This is a genomic window from uncultured Rhodococcus sp. (assembly GCF_963525155.1).
Lineage (GTDB): Bacteria > Actinomycetota > Actinomycetes > Mycobacteriales > Mycobacteriaceae > Rhodococcus_F > Rhodococcus_F qingshengii.
This window is the reverse complement of record NZ_CAURKP010000022.1, coordinates 1-25,766: the sequence shown is the minus strand read 5'-3', so window position 1 is coordinate 25,766 and position 25,766 is coordinate 1. Positions and strand designations below refer to the sequence as shown.

Below are 25,766 nucleotides of genomic sequence, written 5' to 3'. Positions count from 1 at the left end.
CCGTCACACTGGACCTGTCGCCGGAATTCACCATCACATGAAGGGCACGTCATGGACATCAAGCTCGAACTGGTCGCCATTCCCGTCACCGACATCGACCGCGCCAAGGACTTCTACGTCCGTCTCGGCTTCAATGCCGACCACGATCACACGGTCAGCGAGGACCTGCGGTTCGTCCAGTTGACCCCACCCGGTTCTGCCTGCTCGATCTGTATCGGCAAGGGAATCACCGACGCCGAGCCCGGTTCCGTCGTAGGCATGCAGGTAGTGGTCAAAGACATCGAAGAGGCCGAGCGCGAGTTCAAGAGCCGCGGCATCGACATCAGCCCGATCGACGACCAGGCCTGGGGGCGGTTCATCTACTTCGCCGACCCCGACGGCAACAAGTGGGCCGTCCAGGAGATCGTCATCCCGGACCTCAGCGGCAGCAACTCCTGAAACTGTGCCACTCCTGACATGAAAAATCCCCCCACCTCTTTCGAGTTGGGGGGATTTTCTACGAACTAACGCTTAGCGGTAGTCGTTGCTGAAGCCGTAGTCGTCCAGCGGAACTGCAGCACCGGTGTTCTGGCCGAAGCCGTCCGGGCTGTAGTACTGGTCGTCGTACGACGGCACTGCGTAAGCAGCGGCGCGTGCCTCTTCGGTGGGCTGAACCTGGATGTTGCGGTAACGGTTGATACCGGTACCGGCAGGGATCAGCTTGCCGATGATGACATTTTCCTTCAGACCGATCAGCTTGTCCGAGCGGCAGTTGATAGCCGCATCGGTCAAGACACGAGTGGTCTCCTGGAACGATGCCGCGGACAGCCACGAATCCGTCGCGAGCGACGCCTTCGTGATACCCATGAGCACCGGACGGCCGGCTGCGGGCTCGCCACCCTCGGCGACAACGCGGCGGTTTGCCGACTCGAACTCGGCGCGCTCGGTGAGCGAACCGGGCAGGAACTCGGTGGCACCGGAATCGATGATCGTCACGCGACGAAGCATCTGGCGCACGATGACCTCGATGTGCTTGTCGTGGATCGACACACCCTGGCTCCGGTACACCTCCTGGACCTCGTTGACCAAGTGGATCTGAACCTGACGCGGACCCATGACTCGCAGGACCTCGTGGGGATCGGCAGCACCTTCCATGAGCTGCTGTCCGACCTCGACGTGGTCACCGTCAGCCAAGAGGCTTTCGCGACCGTCGGCGTGCTTGAAGACGCGCAGACGCTGACGCTTGCTGAGCTTGTCGTAGACAACCTCTTCGCCGCCGTCGTCCGGAACGATGGTGATCTTGTAGAAACGATCGCCGTCTTCGAGCTGTACCCGACCGGTGACGTCCGCGATAGGAGCCTTGCCCTTGGGCACACGTGCCTCGAACAGCTCCTGGACACGCGGCAGACCGCCGGTGATGTCATCTCCTGCGACACCACCCTGGTGGAAGGTACGCATGGTCAGCTGGGTACCGGGCTCACCGATCGACTGAGCGGCGACGATACCGACAGCCTCACCGATGTCGACCAGCTTGCCGGTGGCCATCGAGCGGCCGTAGCAAGTGGCGCAAACGCCGGTGCCGGTGGTGCAGGTCAGGACCGAGCGGACCTTGACCGTCGTGATGCCGGCCTCGAGCAGAGCATCGATCGCGGGGTCACCGAGATCGTGGCCACGCTCGACGATGACGGTGCCGTTCGCGTCGACTGCATCGGCCGCCAAGGTACGGGCGTACGTGCTGGTCTCCACGTGAGCATCGCGGATCATCGTGCCGTCGGCCTGCTTCTCGGCGATCGTGGTGACGATGCCGCGCTCTGTTCCACAGTCGACCTCGCGGACGATGACGTCCTGCGAAACGTCCACCAGACGACGGGTCAGGTAACCCGAGTCGGCGGTGCGGAGTGCGGTATCGGCCAGACCCTTACGAGCACCGTGCGTGTTGATGAAGTACTCGAGAACGGTCAGGCCTTCCTTGAAGGAAGACTTGATCGGACGCGGGATGAACTCACCCTTCGGGTTTGTCACCAGACCCTTCATACCGGCGAGCGAGCGAACCTGAGTCATGTTGCCGGCTGCGCCGGACTTCACGATCATCGGGATCGGGTTGCTGTCGGGGAAGTGAGCCTCCATGGCCTTGCCGACCTTGTCGGTCGCTTCCTGCCAAATGGTGACCAGAGCGCTGTTGCGCTCCTTCTTGTCCAAAGCACCACGCTGGTACTGCTTCTCGATCTTGTCGGCCTGAGCCTCGAAGTCCTCGATGATGGCAGGCTTCTCCGGCGGCACGAGCACGTCGGAAATCGAGACCGTGACACCCGAACGGGTGGCCCAGTAGAACCCGACGTCCTTGAGCTTGTCGACGGTCTGTGCAACCACGATCATCGGGTACCGCTCGGCGAGATCGTTGATGATCGTCGCCTGGCGCTTCTTCGGCATCTGCTCGTTGACGAACGGGTAGTCCGCCGGAAGCAGCTCGTTGAAGAGCACACGGCCGAGTGTCGTGGTGGCGGTCCAGCCGTCACCGTAGTTCCAGCCCTCGGGGAACAGTTCGTTCTCGAGGTCGCGCGGCGGACGCTGCTGCGTCAGACGCACCTTGATCTGAGCCTGAACCGAGAGCGCGCCGCGGTCGACTGCCATCTGAGCCTCGGCGGGCGAGGAGTACACGCCCTGCTCTGCCTCGTCGTTGGTCGGAGCAACGAGCTCACCGGTGACACCCTCGTCGAGACGGGTCAGGTGGAACAGACCCGTGACCATGTCCAGACGCGGCATGGCGAGCGGGCGACCCGAAGCAGGCGAGAGGATGTTGTTCGAGGACAGCATCAGGATGCGTGCCTCGGCCTGAGCCTCTGCCGACAGCGGGAGGTGAACAGCCATCTGGTCACCGTCGAAGTCGGCGTTGAAGGCCTCACACACCAGCGGGTGGAGCTGAATGGCCTTGCCCTCGACGAGCTGCGGCTCGAATGCCTGGATACCCAGACGGTGCAGCGTAGGTGCACGGTTGAGCAGCACGGGGTGCTCGGCGATGACCTCTTCGAGGACGTCCCACACCTGGACGCGCTTGCGCTCGACCATGCGCTTGGCCGACTTGATGTTCTGCGCGTGGTTGAGATCGACCAGACGCTTCATCACGAACGGCTTGAACAGCTCGAGAGCCATCAGCTTGGGCAGACCACACTGGTGCAGCTTGAGCTGAGGACCGACGACGATGACGGAACGACCCGAGTAGTCGACGCGCTTACCGAGCAGGTTCTGACGGAAGCGACCCTGCTTGCCCTTGAGCAGATCGCTCAGGGACTTCAGCGGGCGGTTACCCGGTCCGGTGACCGGACGTCCACGACGACCGTTGTCGAACAGGGCGTCGACCGACTCCTGCAGCATCCGCTTCTCGTTGTTGACGATGATCTCGGGTGCACCGAGGTCGATCAGTCGCTTGAGGCGGTTGTTGCGGTTGATGACGCGGCGGTACAGGTCGTTGAGGTCGGACGTCGCGAAACGTCCACCGTCGAGCTGAACCATCGGGCGAAGCTCCGGCGGGATCACCGGAACAGCGTTGAGGACCATGCCCATCGGCGAGTTGCCGTTGGTCTGGAATGCCGCAACCACCTTGAGGCGCTTGAGTGCACGCAGCTTCTTCTGGCCCTTGCCGCTGCGGATGGTCTCGCGGAGAGACTCTGCCTCGGCGTCGAGGTCGAAGTTCTGCATCAGGATCTGGATGGACTCTGCGCCCATCGCACCCGTGAAGTACTCGCCGTAACGGTCGACCAGCTCGCGGTACAGGAGCTCGTCGATGATGAGCTGCTTGACGCTCAGCTTGGTGAAGGTGGTCCAGATCTCGTCGAGACGATCCAGCTCACGCTGCGCGCGGTCACGGAGCTGACGCATTTCGCGCTCGCCGCCGTCCTTGACCTTGCGGCGGACATCGGACTTCGCGCCCTCTGCCTCGAGCTCGGCGATGTCGGCTTCGAGCTTCTGCGCACGTGCCTCGAGATCGGCGTCGCGCTGATCTGCGACGGTCTTCTTCTCGACCTGCATCTCGGCTTCGAGGGTGGACAGCTCGTTGTGACGGAGCTCCTCGTCGACACCGACGATGACGTAGGCAGCGAAGTAGATGATCTTTTCGAGATCCTTCGGAGCCAGGTCGAGCAGGTAACCGAGACGGCTCGGAACACCCTTGAAGTACCAGATGTGCGTGACCGGTGCGGCCAGTTCGATGTGACCCATGCGCTCACGACGAACCTTGGCGCGAGTGACCTCGACGCCACAGCGCTCACAGATGATGCCCTTGAAGCGGACACGCTTGTACTTACCGCAGTAGCACTCCCAGTCCCGAGTGGGGCCGAAGATCTTCTCGCAGAAGAGGCCGTCCTTCTCGGGCTTGAGCGTGCGGTAGTTGATGGTCTCCGGCTTCTTGACCTCGCCGTAGGACCAATTGCGGATGTCCTCTGCACTGGCCAAGCCAATGCGGAGTTCATCGAAGAAGTTGACGTCGAGCACGTAACTTCCTTTCCCCGTTGGGGTTACGGTTGCCGGTCACCCGGCAACCTGACTGCCAATTCAAATGTGAACTACGCCCCCGGGCCGCTCTTTCAAGAGCAACCCGGGGACCGAAACCTAGTTCGCGAGGTCGTCGACCGTCGCAGCTTCGTTCCTGGACAGGTTGATGCCCAGGTTCGCTGCGGCCCGCTCCAAGTCCTCGTCGTCGCCGTCCGCCATCGTGATGGCCGCGCCGTCCGAGGACAGCACCTCCACGTTGAGGCAGAGCGACTGGAGCTCCTTGAGGAGCACCTTGAACGACTCGGGGATGCCGGGTTCGGGGATGTTCTCGCCCTTGACGATGGCTTCGTACACCTTGACTCGACCGACCACGTCGTCCGACTTGATGGTCAGCAGTTCCTGCAGCGTGTAAGCCGCGCCGTAGGCCTGCATCGCCCAGCACTCCATCTCACCGAAGCGCTGGCCACCGAACTGGGCCTTACCACCGAGAGGCTGCTGCGTGATCATCGAGTACGGACCGGTCGAACGAGCGTGGATCTTGTCGTCGACCAAGTGGTGCAGCTTGATGATGTACATGTAACCGACCGAGACCGGGTACGGGAACGGCTCGCCGGAGCGGCCGTCGAACAAGGTGGCCTTTCCGTCGGGTCCGACCATCTGCTCGCCGTCACGGTTCGGCAGCGTCGCGCCGAGGAGACCGGTGAGCTCGTCTTCCTTCGCACCGTCGAACACCGGGGTGGCGATGTTCGAGTCGGCCGGAGCGGACAGCATCTCTTCCGGCAGGGTCGCAGCCCAGTCGGGACGAGAGCCGTCGGACGCGATCTGAACGTTCCACCCGGTCTTGCCGATCCACCCGAGGTGGGTCTCCAAGACCTGACCGATGTTCATACGACGCGGGACGCCGTGCGTGTTCAAGATGATGTCGACAGGCGTGCCGTCCGAGAGGAACGGCATGTCTTCCTGCGGCAGGATCTTGCCGATGACGCCCTTGTTACCGTGGCGGCCGGCGAGCTTGTCGCCGTCCTGGATCTTGCGCTTCTGTGCCACGTAGACGCGGACCAGCTCGTTGACACCGGGAGGCAGATCGTCGTCTTCGTCACGCGAGAACACGCGGATTCCGATGACCTTGCCGGTCTCACCGTGAGGAACCTTGAGGGACGTGTCACGAACCTCGCGAGCCTTCTCACCGAAGATGGCGCGAAGGAGGCGCTCTTCGGGGGTCAGCTCGGTCTCGCCCTTCGGCGTGACCTTTCCGACCAGCACGTCGCCGTCACGAACCTCGGCACCGATACGGATGATGCCGCGCTCGTCGAGGTCGGCGAGGACCTCGTCGGAGACGTTCGGGATGTCGCGAGTGATTTCCTCGGCACCGAGCTTGGTGTCGCGGGCATCGATCTCGTGCTCCTCGATGTGAATCGAGGTCAGGACGTCCTCTTCCACGAGACGCTGCGACAGAATGATCGCGTCCTCGTAGTTGTGGCCTTCCCACGGCATGATCGCGACGAGCAAGTTCTTGCCCAGCGCCATCTCACCGTTCTCGGTGCAAGGACCGTCGGCCAGGACCTGGCCGGCCTCGACACGCTGTCCCTCGTCCACGATCGGACGCTGGTTGGCGCACGTGCCCTGGTTGGAACGCGCGAACTTGCGCATCCGGTACGTCTTGCGGCTTCCGTCGTCAGCCATCACCGTGACGTAGTCCGCGGAGATCTCCTCCACGACACCGGTCTTCTCGGTGATGATGACGTCGCCGGCATCCACAGCTGCACGCAGCTCCATGCCGGTACCGACGAGAGGTGCCTCGCTGCGAACCAGCGGGACAGCCTGACGCTGCATGTTCGCGCCCATCAGGGCACGGTTTGCATCGTCGTGCTCGAGGAACGGAATCATCGCGGTTGCGACGGACACCATCTGACGCGGCGAAACGTCCATGTAGTCGATGTCGGAGGACGCGACGAACTCGACCTCGCCACCCTTACGGCGGACGAGAATCTTCGAGTCGGTGAAGCGACCCTCGCGGTCGATGGCCGAGTTGGCCTGCGCGACTACGTGGCGGTCTTCTTCGTCAGCGGTCAGGTAGTCGACCTCGTCGGTCACCTGTCCGTCGACGACGCGACGGTACGGGGTCTCGATGAAACCGAACGGGTTGACGCGGGCGTAGACCGACAGCGAACCGATCAGGCCGATGTTCGGGCCTTCCGGGGTCTCGATGGGGCACATGCGGCCGTAGTGCGACGGGTGAACGTCGCGAACCTCGAGGCCGGCGCGCTCACGGGACAGACCACCCGGGCCGAGGGCGGACAGACGACGCTTGTGCGTCAGCCCCGACAGCGGGTTGTTCTGGTCCATGAACTGCGACAGCTGGGAGGTTCCGAAGAACTCCCTGATCGCAGCGACGACGGGACGGATGTTGATCAGCGTCTGAGGCGTGATTGCCTCGACGTCCTGTGTGGTCATGCGCTCACGAACCACACGCTCCATGCGGGACAGGCCCACGCGGATCTGGTTCTGGATGAGCTCGCCGACGGTACGCAGACGACGGTTGCCGAAGTGGTCGATGTCGTCGACCTCGACGGGAACCTCGACGCCGCCCGGAGCCGTCATCGAGGTGTCACCTGCGTGCAGACGCACGAGGTACTCGACGGTGGCGACGATGTCTTCTTCGGTGAGCGTGGATGCAACGATCGGCTGACCCGCGTTCAGGCCGAGCTTCTTGTTGATCTTGTAACGACCCACGCGAGCGAGGTCGTAGCGCTTGTCCTTGAAGAACAGGTTCTCCAGCAGGGTCTGCGCGCTCTCCTTGGTGGGGGGCTCGCCCGGACGCAGCTTGCGGTAGATGTCGAGCAACGCCTCATCGGTGCCGGCGGTGTTGTCCTTCTCCAGCGTGGCCATGAGGATCTCGGAGAAGCCGAAGCGCTCCGTGATCTGCTCGGTGGTCCAGCCGAGTGCCTTGAGCAGGACGGTGACAGGCTGACGACGCTTGCGGTCGATACGGACACCAACGGTGTCGCGCTTGTCGACGTCGAACTCGAGCCATGCGCCGCGACCCGGGATCACCTTGACGCTGTGCAGATCCTTCTCGGTGCTCTTGTCGACGCTCATGTCGAAGTACACACCGGGGGAACGCACGAGCTGCGAGACGACCACACGCTCGGTGCCGTTGATGATGAAGGTGCCCTTGTCGGTCATCATCGGGAAATCTCCCATGAAGACCGTCTGGCTCTTGATCTCACCAGTGTTGTTGTTGATGAACTCCGCGGTGACGAACAACGGCGCCGCGTAGGTCATGTCCTTGTCTTTGCACTCGTCCGTCGAGGCCTTGACCTCGTCGAATCGAGGGTCGGAGAAGGACAGCGACATAGTGCCGTTGAAATCCTCGATCGGAGAAAGCTCCGCGAGGATGTCCTCGAGACCACCGGACACTGCATTGTCGCCGAGTGCCGCTGCTCGTTCACGCCAACTCTGCGCGCCGATCAGCCACTCGAACGAATCTGTCTGTACGTCAAGAAGCCCGGGAACTTCGAGGGGTTCGCGAACTTTCGCGAACGAAACCCTCTTCGGGGCTCCGGGGATTCCGGAAACTGCCTTGGTCTGGCTAGAGACTGCCAAGATGCGTCCTTCCAGCACCTCACGCGGGCCGCTCCGTGCTGTTGCGACCGCCGCTGTATCTGCTTCGAATTTCGCTGGTTACAACCCGAACGAAACCCGTCGCAGAAAGCAAGAAGTACTTGACTTCGCAGCGGTTGAGACGAGGGGTGGACAGGAGGCAGCCAGCGCAACGTCCAAAAGTACACCCTTACTCTGGAAATGTCGAGTCGGGTGTAACTGAGGGTCGAATTCAGATACTGACGTGAGACTGCCGATCACTCGTCCGTGCATGTTCACCGATCAGAGTGGACCTTGCGGACCGCTCCGTCAAGGGCGAGAGCGCGTGTCGCAGCATTCGAACATTCGTGACGCGCATTCGAACACTGCCACCGGGAGTGTAGCCAGCAACGGCGTCACATACGAAAAATCTGGACCGACATCGTGCGTCGATCCAGATCTTCGCGCTGGTGCGCAGGTGCTACTCGTCGCGAATCTCCGAGCTACTGGTCGCGAATCTCCGAGATCAGCCAGTTTCCGTCCTGCTTCTCCAGACTCACGATGACCATTCCGGAGCGAGAGTCTGCCGCCACGCCGTTCTGCGTCGAGCTGACGTTCAGTTGGGCGAGCAACTGCGCCCGGTCCTTCTCGAGCCGTGTGATCCCGATCAGCGGGACATCAGCGGTCGTTGCCGTCTGGGTTTGTTCGACGCCGGCCTTCTGCGTGTCCTTGTACTGCGTCAGCTGATCGCGCATCGACTGGTTCAGGCCCTGGACACCCTTGTCGAAATCGGCGTCGAAGGTGTCGGGAGAAAACGTGAAGACTGCAGCCAACGCCGACGGCGTCACACGAAGAACTTCAGCCGTGGCGCCTTCGTCCACCCAGGCGATGTCGTCCGTCTTCGCGCCGACTTTGAAGAAGGCGATGCCGGCGAGGATCGCGACGATGACCGCTGCGGCCCCCAGGATCGCGACCAGGCGCCAACCGGCCTTGGATTGTGTAGGTGTTGTCGCCGACTCCCCCGCGCCCGTCTCCGGGGTAGCAGGGGCCTTGGGCTCGTCTGCGACGGTTTTCGCCGGTTTGGTCAGATCGGGGCCCGGTGTGGATTCCGGAGCGTCGGTTTCCGTCTTCGGCGGCTCGATTTCTCCGGACTCGGCCTTCGTGAGCGTCGGCTTCGCAACCTCCGGCTTCACAGCCTCCTGTGTTTCTTCTTCCGGCTGTTCGATCGTGGGCTCGACCGGATCCGAATCGGACGTCCCCGCGGGGACGTTGAGCGAGCGAGCGCTTCCCGCGATCTTCGGCCGACGGTTCTGCGGGGAGGACGGTCCGCCGGTACGACGTTTGGGTGGCATTACGCGCTTCTCCTTCGAGGGATGTCGGTGTGCAGGTTCGACGAACTACTGGCCACCGGAATCACCACCCTCGGTTGTCGGTGCGGGAGCACCTGAGGCAGGTGCCTCGGTCCCCGAACCGGGTGCGGGCGTTGCGTCAGGAGCAGGCGTGGAGCCGTCGGTGGCCGGCAGGGTGCCGGAGCCGAGATCGAGCCGAGAGCCGATCGGATCAGCCGACTGCGCCTTCCAGACCCCGTCGACCTCGACCATGCCCAGCCGCATGCCGAGCTGATTCTTGACGAACTGGTTGCCCTGGGTCGTGGTGACTCGAACGACGACCAGTGCCGTGGCGGTCCGGTCATCGGTATTGAGCTCGGTCAGCGCGGACTGAACGACTTCGGTGTCAGCCTTCGAGCCCGAGTTACGCAACTCGTCGGTGATGGAATCCTGAACGGTCTGCAGATACGTCGTCATCTCGTCACCGGTCACCGAAGAACGCATGTTCTCGATCGACTGGTCGAGATTGGCCGAATCCGCGTTGTTGAGGTTGATCGCGACTTGCTGCGCACCGATAAGCGCGTCGTCACGCATCTCGGCGGTGGTGCGGTCGGTGGTGAGCGCCCGAACGTACGGGACGCCGAACACACCGAGCGCAACCACGGCCGCCAGAAGCAAGACACCGACCGCAATCAGAGACGCTGTCAGCCCCTTCGGTCTACCGGTTGTCGGCGCTCCCGATTCCACTTGCTCGGGCCCGCCGGACTGCGGGGAACTGTTTCTCTGAATCACACTCACTACCCTACTTACCTGTTTTGCCCAGCCTCTGGCCGCGAATCGTCAACTGCCACAACTCAGTAGCCTGAACTGCACAAACTCGACCACATTCGGATCGGTCTACTTCGGTGTCACTCCGAGCAACGGCGCCAACTGCGTCGCGATCGGGTTGAGGTTCAACTTGTCCGGATCGACCTTCGGCTTGAAGTCCCAAGGCTGGATCGTGTCGGGATCGGCGTACACCACGCGGTTGGCACTGCGGACGCCCGTCTCGCTGCCCAGCGGCGTCTCACACGACGCGGCGGTGTTGAGCGGGAAGTCCTGCTGGGTGTCGTCGAAATTGGGATTCTGACGCTTCATCTCGTCCAGGATCGCCATGGTGCCTTCGTAACCCACCGTGCACGAGAGCGGATTGTTGGTCTCCAGCACCAAGCCCTGATGGACCGTTCCGTCACCGGGAGCAACCGTCGGTGCGGCAGCGGCCAGGCCGGGAAGGAAGATCAGGAACGGCTGCAGCGCGATCGTTCGCGGCGCAAGCGTCTTGGTGGTCGCGGCAAGATTGGTCAGGTCAGTCGTCAGGCTCGGGCCCGCCTCGTTGATGAGGGCACCGATCTGATCGCTGGCCGGGATGCCGTTGTCGATCAAGCGACGGATGTCCGGATCGCTGGTCCGCAACTGCGCCGTGACAGCATCGAGATCGGTACTGAACTGCTTGATCGCGGAGGACTGATCCGACTGCGTCGTCAGTACCGTCTCACTGTTCCGAATCAGCGCGAGCGTCTGAGGCAGAGTGTCGAGCCCGGACTGCGAGAGACCGGACAGCGAATCGGCCAGGACCTGAATGTCCTCGCCCTTCCCGTTGAACGCTGCACCGAGTTCGACGGCGACGGTGTGGAGCGCGTCGACGGGCACGGACTTGACCAAGCCGTTGGCACTGGTCAGCACATCCTCGATCGGGATCGGAGTTGTGGTGTCCCCCACCGCGATCACCGAGCCGTCCTCGAGAAACGGTCCCTGGTCGGTATCGGGCTGAAGGTCGACATACTGCTCACCGATGGCGGAGCGGTTGGCCACGACGGCACGGGCCGACGCGGGAATCTCCGGAGCACTGTTGTCGATCTTCAGGTCGACCTGAATTCCGTCCTCGGTCAACGACATGTCGCCCACTCGCCCGACCGGCACGCCGCGATATGTCACCTCGGCGTTGGTGAAAATTCCACCGGACGTGGCCAATTCGGTCTTGACCGTGTACTGACCGAACCCCATGAGGTTGTCCAGGCGCACGTATTTGGCGCCGACGTAGATGAGACCCAGGAGCGCAACCACGACAAAGCCGACGAGCTGCCATCTGACCAGAGCTGATCTCACTGTCCATCACCGCCGATTCCGAACTGTTCCAGCATTCCCTGGATGGGGTTGAGTGGGTTCGCCGCGGGCGCCGGCGTTGCCGGGTCACCCGCTGTTGTGGCGGGAAGGCCGGCGACAACGGGAACCTGCGGCAGGATCGGAGCGATCGGCAGCAGTGACACTGTCGGCCACCCCGGTCGCGGCCCGTTGCCGTTGTAGTACGGGTTGGAGGGGTCAACCACCGGCTTGGGATTGCCGAACTTGGGCTGGCGGTATTCCGGTTCTCCCTGCCCGACACCGAGACCCGAGAGTGTATTGCCGATCTGCAGGTCGACACTCAGGAAGAGGTTGACGGAACCACCCTGTGCAATTTTCTCGACACCGTCCGGAAACGGGAACGTCGGGAGGAACGGAAGTGCCCCCACGAAGTCGTCACCGGAGTCTGCGAGCGCCTGCAGCGTCGGACGCAGAGCCTGAAGATCAGCGATCAGATCGTCCTTGGACTGCGTGAGGACGTCGGTTCCCACTGTTCCGAGTCGATCCACCTGAGCGAGCATCTGCGTCAGCTGCGGACGCTGCTCGTTGAGAACCTGTGTCGCAACGGGGAGTTCCTCGAGAATCTTCCCGATCTTCTCGTTCTGATCGTTGACGCGAGTCGAGAGCACATCCAGGCCGTCGAGCGCGCGTGTGATGTCGTCACGCTGCTCGTTGAGTCCACCGATGAGTGTGTTCGCCTGCTCCAGAAGACTTCTCGTCTTGCCTTCGCGACCGTCGAACGCGGCACCGAGTTCTTCGACGATGGGCTGCAACTGGCCCACACCGCCGCCGTTGAGCAGCAGCGACAATGCGCCGAGAACCTGCTCGATCTCCGTGGCGTGGCGAGTGCGATCCAGCGGAATGAGGTCACCGTCGGCCAGCTTCGCAGAGTCCGGTCCGGACGGCGGGGCCGACAGCTGGATGAACTTCTCGCCGAGCAGGTTAGTCTGCTCGACCGCGGCAATTGCGTTGGCGGGCAGATCAACCGACGAGTCGAGGATGATGCCGACGTCCGCGGTCCATCCGTCCGGTCCGACCGACACGTCGTCGACGCGACCGACGGGAACGCCGTCGACCTTCACAGCGGACTGCGGAACAAGGTCCAAGACATCGTCGAACTGAATGGTCAAGTGCATCGGATCGGAACCCACATCGGGACCGCCGGGAAGCGGAACCGCGTAGATTCCCTCGGACGAGCAGGCTGTTGCCGAGATCAGGACGGCGCACAGTCCGGCGCCGACTATCAATGAACGCTTCACTCGCCCTCCCCGTTTCCACTGGTCAGTCGCGGTGACACGACGCCGGGCACAGTGCCCGGAACTACCTGCATCTGTCGTTCGGAACCGGCAAGGATGCCGAAGGGAAGGTTCAGGCCTGCAGCCTGATTGGCTGCGTCGGTCATCGCAGCGACGTTTGCGCACTGGTCGATAGCCGGTTGCATCTGCCTTCCCAATGCCTCGAACCGCGGATCACCGGGCAACAGCTTGCCGAGGTCCATCAACTTGCAGAGCACGCCGGCCGGGTTCTGAAGATCAGGGAACGCCAGACGTGAAGCCAGCACACCTGATTCGGCGTCGTACGAGTTGACCAAGTTGGAGATCGCCAGCGGAAGCATGGTGAGCGTGTTGGCCAGTGCTTCCTTGTTGTTCGCCAATGTCTGTGTCGGTTCGACGAGACCTTCGGTTGTCTGGACCAGTTGATCGCGGTTGTCGGCCACGAACTTCGCGACGTCGCCGAGCGCAATCGAGAGCTGGTTCAGAGCGGCACCGAGATCGTCGCGCTCACCTGCCAGGAATCCGGTCAGGTCCGACAACTGCGTGTTGAACTGGCGCACCTGCTGATCGTTGGCCGCGAGAGCGCCCACAAAAGTATCCAGGTTCTTGATGGTGAGCGAGATGTTGTCACGCGAATCGTTGAGCGTCCGTGCGGCATCCGAGAGGTTGGTGATGCTGTCTCCCAACGCTTCACCGTTGCCCTCGAGGTTGGCCGCACCTGTCTCGACGAAATCGGACAGTGCTCCGTTCTTGTTGGCACCTTCAGGACCGAGAGCCGACGCGAGTTCGTCGATGCTGGAGTACAACTGGTCGACCTCGACAGGCGTCGCCGTCTTCTCGATCGGAATTACTGCACCGCTGGCCATCTTGTCGCCGCCGGTGAAGACCGGTGTCAGCTGGATGTAGCGGTCGGCAACCACCGACGGCGTGATCTGAGCGGCACTGGCACCCGCGGGAATGTCGATCCCACGATCGACACGCAGCTCGACCTTGACCTGATCTCCCTGGGGTTCGACGGATTCGACGGTGCCGACCTTGACACCGAGAACACGAACGTCGGAACCGTCGTAGATACCCACCGACTTGTCGAAGTAGGCGGTGATCTTGGTGGTACCGGCGCGAGTGAACACCCACCACAGCGCGCCACCGATTACGAGTAACCCGATCAGAACAGCGGCGATGATCGCGACCGAGCGCTTCTTGGAGCCGCTTCCGGCTTCGGCAGTATCAGCCATCAGTTGCCTCCCAACGTACGAACGGGGTCACGGTAGCCCGGAATGTCCGGCAGACCCGGCGGAAGGAGGTTCACGACGACCTGGTCGAACCAACGGCCGTTGCCGACCACGTTGGCGTACAAGCGAATGAAGGGTTCGTAGAGCTTCAGTGCCTTGTCCAAGTTCTCGTTGTTGGCCTTCAAGATGTCGATGACGCCGTTGAGCTGCGTCAGCGCCGGCCCGATTGCCGCCTCGTTGTCACGAACGAGACCGGTGAGCTGCTGAGAGACGCGCTGAGTTCCGGTGAGCAGCTGCGAAATCGCTTGCTGGCGATTGTTGAGTTCCTGCACCAAAAGTCCGCCGTCACGGATCAGCTGGGTGAATTCCTTGTTGCGATCCGCAAGAATCTGCGACGTCTTCCCGGTGGCGGCGAAGAGCTTCTGCAGGTCCTGATCGCGGCTCGCGATCGTCTGCGACAGCCGGCTGACACCGTCGAGCGAAGCGCGGACGTCGCCAGGTGTCTCGGAGAATGCCTGGGACAACGTCTCCATGCTCTTCGCCAACTGGTCGGTGTCGATGTCGCCGACGGTGTCCGCCGCGGCCGAGAAGGCCTGAACGACGTCGTACGGAGAGGTGGTGCGCTCGAGCGGAATCCGATCCTTGGGATCGAGGTTGTCGGTTCCGCGCGGATCTAGTGCGAGGTACTTCTGTCCCAGAATGGTCTTGATCTGAATGGACGCAGAGGTTTGATCTCCCACCCAGGCGTCACTGACCTTGAAGTCGACGAGAACACGGTCACCGTCGAGATCGACGGAAGTGACCTTGCCGACCTTCACGCCGGCGATACGAACCTCGTTACCAGGCTTGAGACCCGCGGCTTCGGAGAACTCGGCGGAATAGGACGAGCCTGCTCCCACGAACGGAAGCGAATCGAGGAAGAACGCGGACAAAGTGGCCAGCAGCACCACGAAGATACCGATGGCTCCGGCCATTGCCGGACTGCGACGTTTGCTCATCGACCTTGCAACTCCCTCATACCGTCTTGAGTGCATCGCGTGGCCGCGTTGGTGTAAATCGGCTGATTGACCGTCGGCAGGCCGGTGGGCAGATTCAGCGACGCAGACTGTCCTGGACCGGCAACGATGTCGATTCCGCACAGATAGAACTGGAACCAGGAACCGTAGCTCGCTACGCGTGCGAGCTTCTCGAGCTTGACCGGCAAGGTCTCGAGCACCGCGTTCACGTCGTCACTCCGACGATTGAGTGTGGTCGCCAGCGTGTTGAGCGCCGTGATCGAGCCCTGAATCGACGGCCGCGTCGGCTCGAGCAGGTCTGCCGTCGCGTCGGTCAGGCCGGCGAGTGAGGTGACGGCCGAACCGACCACCCCACGCTCGTTGGCCAACCCGGTGACGAGTTGCTGGGTGTTGACGATCAGTGAATCGAGGTTCTTGTCGTTCGCGTTGACGGTGTCGAGAACGTCGTTGAGGTTCTTGATCACCGCGCCGATGACCGCGTCCTTGTCCGCGACGGTGTTGGTCAGGCTCGCGGTGTTGCGCACGAGCTCACTGATGGTGCCCGATTCGCCTTGGAACACCTGGATGATCTGGTACGACAGCTTGTTGACGTCGTCCGCGCTCAGGGTGGTGAACAGCGGCTTGAAGCCGTTGAAGAGTGTCGTGAGGTTGACTGCCGGGCGCGTCTGAGACAGCGGCAGGGTATCGCCGCCGGTGATCTTCTTGCCCTGGCTGCCTTCACCTTGCGAGAGCGAGATGTACCGCTGCCCCACCAGGTTGCGGAACCGGATCGTGGCGATGGAACTGGCAGGCAACCAATCACGGTCGGATACCGAGAACTGGACCTCGGCCTGGTTGTCGTTGACGATGGCAATCTTCTCGACCTGGCCGACACGAACACCGGCAATGCGAACCTCGTCGCCCTCGTTCAACGAAGTGACGTCGGAGAAGACGGCGTTGAACTTGGTGCCGCCACCGCCGCCGAGGTTGGCGATACTGGCTGCCAGCAGTCCTGTCGCCAGGACCGTCACCACAACGAAGATGATGAGCTTTGTCAGCGGAGCTGCGAGTCCTCTCATTGGACGCTCACCTCCGCACCTGCGAATGCCGGAGCGCTGACCATCGTGGTCCACGCCGGAACATCGTCCGGCGCAACACCGTTGGCCTGTCCGTAGATCACCTTCAACGTATCCTCTTCGAGTTTCGAGCCCGCGTAGCCGGCCTGCTGAGCAGGACCGCTGTTGTTGGTCGAGAACAACTGAGGTCCGGAGCCCTCGGGTGCAGGCAGGAATTCCATGGTGGCGGGACCTGGATTGCGGGAAGGAACCTGGTAGGAACCGTCACCGTACGAACCGCCGGGGTACTGCGGGAACGGACGACCGGGCTCGGTGACGTTGTCGTAGCAAACCGGGCCGCGGTTGTCGACGAGCCGTGGCTCGTCCTGGTTGGGCAGGTAGCGACCCTTGGGGTTCACGATCTGAATACTCGCACGCACACCAGGATTGGGCGCGTCGGTGGACAGGATCTTGGCAGCTTCCGGAGCGGTGTCCGAGAAGCCCTTGAACGTGCACCCGAAGGTCGGAGAGTACTGGGCCAGAAGCTGGAGAGCTTCCTTCGAATCCGCAGCGAGCGTGATGATCGAGGACGAGTTCGCTTCGAGGAAGGCTGCGGTGTCCGACGATGTCACGGTGAGCGACGCCAGCAGTGTCCGCAACTGGTCCTGCTTCTGCACCACCGTGTTACCCGTGGTCCGCAGATTGTCGAGAGCGTTGATCAGATCGGGCGCAGCGTCCGAGTACGTCTGGGAGAAGTCCGCGAACTTGCGCAGATCCTCTTGCACCGCGGGCAGTTCGGTATTGACGCCGCGGAAGATCTCCTCGAGACGATCGACCGTCAGACCGAGCTCGGCGCCGCGTCCCGTCAGACCCTGCGCGAGAGAACCGAGAGTGTTCGCCAGATCCTGCGGCGGAATCGCCTGCAGAAGTGGGAGCAGTCCGTCCAGAACGTCGCCGACCTCGACAGCATTGCCGCTCTTGTCCTGGTGGATCACCGTTCCCGCGGAAATCGGGGTCGCGGTGGTTCCCTCCGGAATGATCAGGGAGACGTAGCGCTCACCGAAAAGCGTCTTCGGGAGCAGACGCGCCGTGACGTTGGACGGAATCAGATCAGCCTTGTCCGGCTCGATCGCGAGGACCGAGGTGACCTGGCCGTCTTTCGTCGACGCGGATCGCACCTCGCCGACCAGCAGCCCACGGACCTTGACGTCCGCGTTGGGTGGCAACGCATTTCCGACTGTGTCGGTCACGAGGTCGATCTTCACGACGTCCTTGAACGTCTTGTTGAAGGTTCCGATGGTGAAGGCCAGGAACAATGCCAACACCACGAAGAACACGAGTCCGAGCACACGGCGGCGCAGGACTGACGGAGCCTCGATCATCCGGCCACCCTCACTGTCGTCGTGGTGCCCCAGATTGCTAGGCTGAGGAAGAATTCTAGAACGGATATCGTCCCGTTTGCGGCGCGAACAGCGCGTCCTACGGCCACGCCGACACCTGCGGGACCACCTGAGGCGTGGAACCCGTAGTAGCAGTGGATGAGGATCAGCACGAAGGCGAAGACCAGGACTTTCGCAAACGAATACAGCACGTCCTGCGGTGGCAGGAACAGGTTGAAGTAGTGGTCGTACGAGCCCGTCGACTGCCCGTTGAAGACCGTGCTGATCACTCTCGAGGCGAGGTACGCCGCGAGTAGACCCACGATGTACAGCGGGATGACGGCGACGAAGCCGGCGATCATGCGCGTCGTGACCAGGAACGGCACCGACGGAACTGCCATGACCTCGAGCGCGTCGATCTCTTCGGAGATTCGCATGGCACCGAGTTGGGCGGTGAAGCCACAACCAACCGTGGCCGAGAGCGCAAGAGCCGCAACGATCGGAGCGATCTCACGGGTGTTGACGTATGCGGAGAGGAAGCCGGTCAGGACCGAGCTACCCAACTGCTCCAGAGCGGCGAAGCCCTGGAGGCCGACGACGACACCCGTGAATCCGGACATCATCGCGATGACGCCGATGGTTCCGCCGATCACCGCGAGCGCACCGCTACCGAAGGTCACTTCGGCGAGTAGTCGAAGCGTCTCCTTCCGGTACCGATGCAGCGTGCGAGGGGTCCACGCGATGGCGCGCGCGTAGAACGACATCTGCTCGCCCGCGCGGTCCAACGCGTTCACTGGAATTCTGGCTACTTTGCGGCTCTTCAGCAGGAACTGATCGCCGCGGCCTCGTGCGATGGTCATTTAGGTCAAGATCCCTTCGCCGGCACGATCTGGAGGTACACCATCGTCAGAATCAGATTGGCGAAGAACAACAGCAGGAACGTGATGACGACGGCCTGGTTCACCGCCTCACCGACGCCCTTCGGGCCACCGGACGGGTGGAGTCCCTTGTACGCGGAGATCACACCAGCGATGACACCGAACACCGCGGCTTTGATCTCACCGCTCCAAATGTCCGGTAGCTGCGCAAAAGCTGAGAACGACGAGATGTAGGCACCGGGGTTACCGCCCTGCAGGATCACGTTGAAGAAGTAACCACCCGCGATACCGACGACGGACACCAGTCCGTTGAGCAGAACAGCGATCAGCACCATCGCGAGTACACGCGGAACCACCAGGCGCTGAATCGGATTGATTCCGAGGACTTCCATCGCGTCGATCTCTTCACGGATGGTTCGAGAACCGAGATCGGCCGTCACGGCCGATCCGGCCGCACCGGCGACCAGCAACGCTGTCACCAGGGGGCTACCCTGCTGGATCACCGCCAGGACGCTGGCAGCGCCGGTGAACGATTCTGCACCCAACTGCTTGATCAGCGAACCGGTCTGCAGTGAGACGACGGCGCCGAAAGGGATGGCTACCAATGCCGTCGGCAAAATTGTCACGCTGGCGATGAACCAGGCCTGCTCGATGAACTCACGGAACTGAAATGGACGCCGGAACGTATTCCTGACGACGTCGACAAACAGTTCGACGATGTTTCCGGCCTGAGTTAATGCTCCGTTGACCGGACTCAGAACCGAGTTGCGGGTAACCCCCATCCGATATGCCTACCCTTGCCCGTGTGTCGTGTTTCCGTAGGGATCGCCCTCGTATGCAGGAATGACCTGCGTGTCTTGCGAGTTGTCGTTCCACTCCCCCTGATAGCCGCTCGCTTCGGCGTACTGGGGATCGTACTGCCCAGTTCCGTCAACCTCGTCGAGGCTGTCCTGAATCGCCGCCTGTGCGTTAGCTGGGAGGGTGTGCATGATCTGACGGACGCGCTCCTGGCGACGACGAACAGCCTGACGCTCCGGGTTTCCGGGGGTGGCCTTCATCTGCGGCACGATGCCCTCGACGTCGTCGACACCACCGGCGTGGTGACCGGCGTCGACGAGCGCCTGCTCGTGCGCCATCTGAGCCTCGTCCTTCTCCTCCGACATACCGATCGGACCGATCATCGTTCCGTTGAGGAACTGCTTGACGACGGGCTCGTCCGAGGTGAGCAGCACCTCGCGAGGACCGAACATCACCAACTGACGACGGAAAAGCATGCCGATGTTGTCCGGCACCGTGCGTGCGAGGTTGATGTTGTGCGAGACGATCAGAATCGTCGCGTCCGACTGGGCGTTGATGTCGATCAGCGTCTGGCTGATGTACGTCGTACGCACCGGATCGAGACCGGAGTCAGGCTCGTCGACGAGGATGATCTCGGGATCGAGAACGAGTGCACGCGCCAGACCGGCACGCTTGCGCATACCGCCGGAGATCTCACCGGGAAGCTTGTCCTCGGCGCCGACCAGACCCGTGAGGTCCAACTTCTCCATCACGATCTTGCGGATATCGGATTCCGACTTCTTGGTGTGCTCACGAAGCGGGAAGGCGATGTTGTCGTACAAGTTCATCGAGCCGAACAGTGCGCCGTCCTGGAAGAGAACGCCGAACAGCTTGCGGATCTCGTAGAGCTCCTTGGAGGAGCACTGCAGGATGTCCGTGCCGTCGATGACGATGGAGCCTTGTTCAGGGCGGAGCAGTCCGATCAGGGACTTCAGGAACACCGACTTACCGGTACCCGAAGGCCCGAGCAGTGCGCTGACCTCACCCGCGGGAAGTGTCAACGACACGTCCTGCCAAATCCTCTGCGACCCGAAAGACTTTGTCAGTCCTTGTACCGCTACCTCGACTCCCACCATTACCTCCGCGACGTCCGTTGCATGCATGCACCCGTGTGGGTTGGGTCACTCTATCGCATGGGAGTGGTACCCGTGACTGCGAATACTACTAACGAGTAGGGAAGAAGCATAATTCAGATCACAGCCTAGTTCGGACACCCCTCCCACCTGCATGAATTCCGGCATATCACCCGCGAAAAAAGTTCAAAAAAAGAGGGCCACTCCCCGTGGGGAGTGGCCCTCTTCGTTACTACTCGCGAAGAGCAGCGGGAAAACCGTCTTACTTGATGACGATCTTTGCGCCGGCAGCTTCGAGCTTTTCCTTGGCAGCCTCTGCGGCGTCCTTGGCAACCTTCTCGAGGATAGCCTTCGGAGCGCTCTCGACGAGGTCCTTGGCTTCCTTCAGGCCGAGGCCGGAAACGACCTCACGGACGACCTTGATGACCTGGATCTTCTTGTCGCCAGCCGACTCGAGGACGACGTCGAACTCGTCCTGCTCTTCAGCAGCTTCTGCGCCGGCAGCCGGTGCGCCTGCAGCGGCGACGGCGACGGGAGCAGCAGCGGTGACCTCGAAGGTCTCCTCGAATGCCTTAACGAACTCCGAGAGCTCGAGGAGGGTGAGCTCCTTGAACTGGTCCAACAACTCTTCGGTGCTGAGCTTCGCCATTGTGGCGGTCCTTCCTGTAAGTCCCATGTCGCTGATCCGCGACCGGGCGGGGTTATAGCAGTGATGCGCGGGTGCGGATCAGCTTTCGGCTTCGGCCTCGGCCGGAGCCTCGGTGGCAGCCTCTGCGGGGGCCTCTGCGGCTCCGCCTTCTGCAGCCTTCTTCTCCTGCAGGGCAGCGGCCAGACGGGCCATCTGCGAAGCGGGAGCATTGAACAGGCCTGCGGCCTTTGCCAAGTTGCCCTTCATCGCGCCGGCAAGCTTTGCCAACAGGATTTCGCGGGATTCGAGATCCGCGATCTTGTTGACCTCTTCCACGGACAGCGCAGCGCCGTCCATGTAGCCGCCCTTGATGATGAGCGCCTTGTTGTCCTTAGCGAAGTTCTTCAGAGCCTTCGCAGCGTCGACCGGTTCGCCCTTGATGAATGCAATGGCGGTCGGACCAACGAACAGGTCATCAAGGCCCTCGATGCCAGCCTCTGCGGCGGCACGCTTGACCAGGGTGTTCTTGGCGACGGAGTAGGTGGCACCTTCTCCGAGAGCGCGTCGCAGTGTCGTGATGTTGCCAACCGAAAGGCCACGGTATTCCGTGACCACAGCGGCGGTCGAACCCTTGAACTGCTCGGTGATTTCCGCAACTGCGGAAACCTTCTCAGGCTTTGCCATACTTCGCCTCCTCTCGTGACAGTCGTTGTCCCACTCAGGAACCGCTGCACCTCATCGGGGTGAACCCGAGAAGACACAGTCCGCGACATGCAAAACGCCCCGGCGCAAGCGCACGGGGCGTACAGAGGAAACATGAAGAAGAGGCTTACGAATCAGCGTAACGATGCAACGCAAAGCAGTGCATAACCAGGCAAACTGTAGAACCACTACATCAAGCTATCCCCCTACCTCGTTCACCTACGTGGGCCGCCGGGCATTCCCGGACTTTCAACCACACCCATCACTGAGTGCAATCACCAACGGTCTTGGGTAGAACATGATTTTGGGGTGAAGTTCATATCCAGCACTGAACTCCGCGTCGAAGACTACCTGACTACTCGCTGCATAACCAAATCGGGTTCGTCACGCAGCTGGTTTCTTCAAGCACCCGGTTTTTTCAAGCACCGATGGCCCTGGCGATCTTGTGTTCGATCTCTGCCCGAGCTCGGTCCGGCAGCACCAGCAGCCCGTCGAGTTCTTTGTGAGCCTTCCGATACGCGCTCTGACGTTCCTGCGGCGTCGCGCCATCGTCCATGGCCAGGCGCAGCAGACGTTGCGCCCGTACCAGGCGCTCTTGTTCATCGAGGGTGAATCCGCTCCGTCGGCGACGCTTCGCCTCCGCTTCCGCGATCTCGAAGGCGATCGAGTAAGCGTGCACCGCCTCGCGGTACTCGGTTTGTGCCTGCTGGTTGCCGATCATCGTCTCCGGATTGCCTGGACGGAGCAGATCGGCACGATATTTGGCTCGATGAAAATCGGCCGTCAAAGGCTCACGCATGTCCGTCATCATCGGAGTGTCGAGCAGTGTGACCGGATCGAGCTCGTACGAGAACCATCGGGCGTCGACCGCATCGTGCTGCTCGATTGCCTTGGCCAGCTCTCGGCGCTGTGTTTCTTCGTCGGCGTGATGTTGTGCGTTGGCCTGCGCGATGGCGACCTTGGTCTCCTGCTTGAGCCGGAAGCGCTCTTGCCGGCGCTCGATCCGCCTTTCGTTGGCAACCGCGACACCTTTCAGCGCCCCACCGATGGTGCCGCCGAAAACGAAGATCAGCCACCAAAAGTTTCCGAGGAACTGGAACGCTTCGTGCATACCCCGATGATGCCACCGTTAGATCGATACCACCGATGGACCGATACCACCGGCAGGGATCACCCTCTCCCGAAACGGCAAGAAGGCCGGCAGGGAGTGATCCCTGCCGGCCTTCTTGTTCGTATGCGGACTGCTTACGCGTCTGCAGCATCCTCGAGGAGGTTGCGAGTACGGTTCGGATCCACCGGGATGCCCGGACCGGTGGTGGTCGAGACCGTGATCTTCTTCACGTAGCGACCCTTGGCCGACGAGGGCTTCGCACGCAGGATCTCGTCCAGGGCTGCGCCGTAGTTCTCCACCAGCTTCTCATCGTCGAACGATGCCTTGCCGATGACGAAGTGCAGGTTGGCCTGCTTGTCGACGCGGAAGTTGATCTTTCCGCCCTTGATGTCGTTGACAGCCTTGGTGACATCCGCCGTGACGGTGCCCGTCTTCGGGTTCGGCATCAGGCCACGCGGTCCGAGGACACGGGCGATGCGGCCGACCTTGGCCATCTGATCAGGAGTCGCGATTGCGGCGTCGAAATCGACCCATCCACCCTGGATGCGCTCGATCAGGTCTTCTGCACCGACTACGTCAGCGCCTGCAGCCTCGGCTTCTGCTGCCTTCTCGCCAACAGCGAACACGATGACGCGAGCGGTCTTACCGGTGCCGTGGGGCAGGTTGACCGTTCCGCGGACCATCTGGTCAGCCTTACGGGGGTCGACGCCCAGACGAACTGCAACCTCAACGGTTGCATCCATCTTGGTGGACGACGTCTCCTTGGCGAGCTTTGCAGCCTGAAGCGGGCTGTAGAGCTTGTCTGCGTCGATCTTCTCAGCGGCGGCGAGGTACGCCTTGCTGCGCTTTGCCATTTGTTCTGTCCTTACTTGTCACTGCAGCGAATTACCTGTGCAGTGGTGAATGGTTCAGTTGTGGTCGGGGCCTGGCCGGCCCTCCCACGTAATGCTGTGGAGCGGACTATCAGCCCTGGACCGTGATGCCCATGGAACGAGCGGTGCCGGCGATGATCTTCGCGGCCTGCTCGATGTCATTGGCATTGAGGTCTTCAGCCTTGGTCTTCGCGATTTCGCGCACCTGATCCATGGTCACCGAGGCAACCTTGGTCTTGTGCGGTTCGCCGGAGCCCTTGGCGACGCCGGCTGCCTTGAGGAGCAGCTTGGCGGCGGGAGGGGTCTTCAGCTTGAAATCGAAGGTCCGGTCTTCGTAGACCGAGATCTCGACCGGCACAACGTTGCCGCGCTGGGACTCAGTCGCCGCGTTGTAGGCCTTGCAGAACTCCATGATGTTCACGCCGTGCTGACCGAGCGCGGGACCCACGGGAGGTGCAGGGTTAGCCTGACCTGCCTGGATCTGCAGCTTGATGAGCCCGGCGAGCTTCTTCTTCTTTGGGGGCATCTCTAGTTCCTAGTTTCTAGCTTGGGTGTGTGTCTTGCGTCGAACAAATTGCAAGTTTTGGGGTGGTCAGATCTTCGCGACCTGGTTGAAGTTGAGCTCAACCGGGGTTTCACGACCGAAGATCGACACGAGAACCTTGAGCTTCTGCTGCTCGCCGTTGACCTCGCTGATGCTGGCCGGAAGGGTTGCGAACGGGCCGTCCATGACGGTGACCGACTCGCCGACCTCGAAGTCGACCTCGATGAGGGGCTTGCCGAAGGACTCGGACGGTGCCTCGCCTGCTGCGACGGCGGCCGCTGCAGCCTGCTGCTTCTTCTGCTCCTGCTGCGGGAGCAGGAACTTGACGACCTCGTTGAGGGTCAGCGGCGAGGGACGCGACGTGGCACCGACAAAACCGGTGACACCAGGCGTGTTGCGCACGGCGCCCCACGACTCGTCGTTGAGCTCCATGCGAACGAGGATGTATCCGGGCAGAACCTTGCGGTTGACCTGCTTGCGCTGGCCGTTCTTGATCTCGGTGACCTCTTCGGTGGGAACTTCCACCTGGAAGATGTAGTCGCCGACATCGAGGTTCTGAACGCGAGTCTCGAGGTTGGTCTTGACCTTGTTCTCGTAACCGGCGTACGAGTGGATGACGTACCAGTCACCCGGGGCGCGGCGCAGCGCAGCCTTGAGTTCGGCAACGGGATCCTCGACCTCGAGCTCGGCGGCGGGAGCGGCCTCGTCGGAGTTCTCGGCATCGTCGGAGATGACGTCCTCGGTCGCTGCAGCGTCTGCATCAGTGCCTTCGGCAACGTCTGCATCGGTGCCTTCGGCAACCACGACGTCTACTTCGGCTGCCGCCTCGGCAGAAACACGCTCTTCGGCCAAAGCCTCATTCGTGTCGTTCTCGGGGGTGCTCACTGGGGCACTCGCTTCCTCTCGTTACTCGGACCCGGGTCGGGTCTTGTCGCGCTCGCAGGCAAAGACGCCCGACTGCTACGGCGATCAGCCGAACAGCCAGGTGACACCCTTGATCACAGCGATATCGACGCCGCTGATGAAAGCGACCATGAAGACCACGAACGTCAGCACGACGCTGGTGTAGGTGATCATCTGCTTGCGGTTCGGCCAGATGACCTTACGGAGTTCTGCGATGACCTCGCGGAAGAATTTGCGCAGGCGCTTGAAGATGTTGTCCTTCTTCGCCTTGGGCTTCTTGCCGGGGTTCGTTGCAGTCGGCTTGGCCGAAGATGTCCGGGATGCCGTCCGGGCCGGAGTCTTCACGGTGGACGCGCTGACCGAGGCGCCGCGTGCAGCGCGCTTGCCGGTCGGCTTGTTGGAAACCCCACTGGATGCGGAGGGAGCCTTCTCGGCACCGTCCTTGTCCAACGAAAGATCGGAACGCGTAGTCGCGTCAGCTGCAGTGTCGTCGACACCGGTCGAATCGGCAGACGGTGAAGTCTCCGCATCCGAAGTGTCGGCGTCGCGCTTGGCGCGCTCCTCGCTCACGTCGTTCCTCTCAGTCGCTGGCATCCGGGGGCAGGGGCGACAGGACTTGAACCTGCAACCTGCGGTTTTGGAGACCGCTGCTCTGCCAATTGAGCTACGCCCCTATGCGCATCGCACCACATCCGGAAATACCGCCGGGCTGGCACAACACTGGACCATATTAGCAGAAAAGTTAT

The 25,766-nt window shown here is 62.0% G+C and carries 21 protein-coding genes and 1 tRNA gene; 1 reads left to right on the top strand and 21 read right to left on the bottom strand.

Annotated elements, in window-relative coordinates; translation table 11 throughout:
• The first annotated feature begins 51 nt into the window (after positions 1 to 51).
• Positions 52 to 438, top strand: coding sequence for a glyoxalase superfamily protein (locus tag RWT78_RS07685; RefSeq protein ID WP_003942070.1), 387 nt, complete (start codon positions 52 to 54; stop codon positions 436 to 438).
• A gap of 72 nt (positions 439 to 510) precedes the next feature.
• Here the strand turns inward: RWT78_RS07685 and RWT78_RS07680 are convergent, their stop codons facing one another.
• From RWT78_RS07680 to RWT78_RS07580, 21 genes are all read right to left on the bottom strand, one after another.
• A complete protein-coding gene (locus RWT78_RS07680; RefSeq protein ID WP_003941914.1) occupies positions 511 to 4,467 on the bottom strand; it encodes a DNA-directed RNA polymerase subunit beta' in 3,957 nt (1,318 codons plus the stop codon).
• Between the two features lie 117 nt (positions 4,468 to 4,584).
• A complete protein-coding gene (rpoB, locus tag RWT78_RS07675) occupies positions 4,585 to 8,091 on the bottom strand; it encodes a DNA-directed RNA polymerase subunit beta (RefSeq protein WP_003942068.1) in 3,507 nt (1,168 codons plus the stop codon).
• A gap of 461 nt (positions 8,092 to 8,552) precedes the next feature.
• On the bottom strand, positions 8,553 to 9,401 hold the full coding sequence (locus tag RWT78_RS07670) for a hypothetical protein (RefSeq protein WP_064113963.1): 849 nt from the start codon (positions 9,399 to 9,401) through the stop codon (positions 8,553 to 8,555).
• Between the two features lie 45 nt (positions 9,402 to 9,446).
• Entirely contained in the window at positions 9,447 to 10,175 is a 729-nt protein-coding gene (locus tag RWT78_RS07665) for a hypothetical protein (protein ID WP_007728440.1), read from the bottom strand.
• A 99-nt stretch (positions 10,176 to 10,274) separates the two neighbouring features.
• Positions 10,275 to 11,522: an MCE family protein gene (locus RWT78_RS07660; protein ID WP_003942085.1), complete on the bottom strand. Its 1,248-nt coding sequence runs from the start codon at positions 11,520 to 11,522 to the stop codon at positions 10,275 to 10,277.
• On the bottom strand, positions 11,519 to 12,796 hold the full coding sequence (locus RWT78_RS07655) for an MCE family protein (RefSeq protein ID WP_003941859.1): 1,278 nt from the start codon (positions 12,794 to 12,796) through the stop codon (positions 11,519 to 11,521). The genes RWT78_RS07660 and RWT78_RS07655 overlap by 4 nt, the downstream gene beginning before the upstream one ends.
• Positions 12,793 to 14,046, bottom strand: coding sequence for an MCE family protein (locus RWT78_RS07650; RefSeq protein ID WP_003941941.1), 1,254 nt, complete (start codon positions 14,044 to 14,046; stop codon positions 12,793 to 12,795). The genes RWT78_RS07655 and RWT78_RS07650 overlap by 4 nt, the downstream gene beginning before the upstream one ends.
• Positions 14,046 to 15,041 (bottom strand): MCE family protein, encoded by a 996-nt coding sequence (locus RWT78_RS07645; RefSeq protein ID WP_003942053.1) that lies wholly within the window; start codon positions 15,039 to 15,041, stop codon positions 14,046 to 14,048. Before RWT78_RS07645 ends, RWT78_RS07650 begins: the two co-directional genes overlap by 1 nt.
• Entirely contained in the window at positions 15,038 to 16,117 is a 1,080-nt protein-coding gene (locus RWT78_RS07640) for an MCE family protein (protein ID WP_003941932.1), read from the bottom strand. Before RWT78_RS07640 ends, RWT78_RS07645 begins: the two co-directional genes overlap by 4 nt.
• Positions 16,114 to 17,475, bottom strand: a complete 1,362-nt coding sequence (locus tag RWT78_RS07635) for an MCE family protein (RefSeq protein ID WP_003942007.1) — start codon at positions 17,473 to 17,475, stop codon at positions 16,114 to 16,116. Before RWT78_RS07635 ends, RWT78_RS07640 begins: the two co-directional genes overlap by 4 nt.
• Complete coding sequence (locus tag RWT78_RS07630) at positions 17,472 to 18,332, bottom strand: ABC transporter permease (RefSeq protein ID WP_314675051.1); 861 nt, start codon at positions 18,330 to 18,332, stop codon at positions 17,472 to 17,474. Before RWT78_RS07630 ends, RWT78_RS07635 begins: the two co-directional genes overlap by 4 nt.
• Before the next feature lie 5 nt (positions 18,333 to 18,337).
• On the bottom strand, positions 18,338 to 19,132 hold the full coding sequence (locus RWT78_RS07625; RefSeq protein WP_003942038.1) for an ABC transporter permease: 795 nt from the start codon (positions 19,130 to 19,132) through the stop codon (positions 18,338 to 18,340).
• 9 nt (positions 19,133 to 19,141) lie between these two features.
• Positions 19,142 to 20,263, bottom strand: a complete 1,122-nt coding sequence (locus RWT78_RS07620; RefSeq protein ID WP_007728450.1) for an ABC transporter ATP-binding protein — start codon at positions 20,261 to 20,263, stop codon at positions 19,142 to 19,144.
• Between the two features lie 259 nt (positions 20,264 to 20,522).
• Positions 20,523 to 20,909: a 50S ribosomal protein L7/L12 gene (rplL, locus tag RWT78_RS07615; protein ID WP_003941857.1), complete on the bottom strand. Its 387-nt coding sequence runs from the start codon at positions 20,907 to 20,909 to the stop codon at positions 20,523 to 20,525.
• 78 nt (positions 20,910 to 20,987) lie between these two features.
• Positions 20,988 to 21,572, bottom strand: a complete 585-nt coding sequence (gene rplJ, locus RWT78_RS07610; RefSeq protein WP_003942074.1) for a 50S ribosomal protein L10 — start codon at positions 21,570 to 21,572, stop codon at positions 20,988 to 20,990.
• 436 nt (positions 21,573 to 22,008) lie between these two features.
• Positions 22,009 to 22,701, bottom strand: coding sequence for a hypothetical protein (locus RWT78_RS07605; protein WP_019744313.1), 693 nt, complete (start codon positions 22,699 to 22,701; stop codon positions 22,009 to 22,011).
• Between the two features lie 134 nt (positions 22,702 to 22,835).
• Positions 22,836 to 23,555, bottom strand: coding sequence for a 50S ribosomal protein L1 (gene rplA / locus RWT78_RS07600; protein ID WP_003941982.1), 720 nt, complete (start codon positions 23,553 to 23,555; stop codon positions 22,836 to 22,838).
• A 109-nt stretch (positions 23,556 to 23,664) separates the two neighbouring features.
• Positions 23,665 to 24,099: a 50S ribosomal protein L11 gene (rplK, locus tag RWT78_RS07595; RefSeq protein WP_003941896.1), complete on the bottom strand. Its 435-nt coding sequence runs from the start codon at positions 24,097 to 24,099 to the stop codon at positions 23,665 to 23,667.
• Positions 24,100 to 24,165: 66 nt separating this feature from the next.
• Positions 24,166 to 25,002 carry a transcription termination/antitermination protein NusG gene (gene nusG / locus RWT78_RS07590; protein ID WP_003942049.1) on the bottom strand — a complete coding sequence of 279 codons (837 nt, stop codon included), beginning with the start codon at positions 25,000 to 25,002 and terminating at the stop codon, positions 24,166 to 24,168.
• Positions 25,003 to 25,086: 84 nt separating this feature from the next.
• Positions 25,087 to 25,590, bottom strand: a complete 504-nt coding sequence (gene secE, locus RWT78_RS07585) for a preprotein translocase subunit SecE (protein WP_003942030.1) — start codon at positions 25,588 to 25,590, stop codon at positions 25,087 to 25,089.
• 31 nt (positions 25,591 to 25,621) lie between these two features.
• Positions 25,622 to 25,694: transfer RNA gene (locus RWT78_RS07580), tRNA-Trp, on the bottom strand.
• Positions 25,695 to 25,766: the final 72 nt, after the last annotated feature.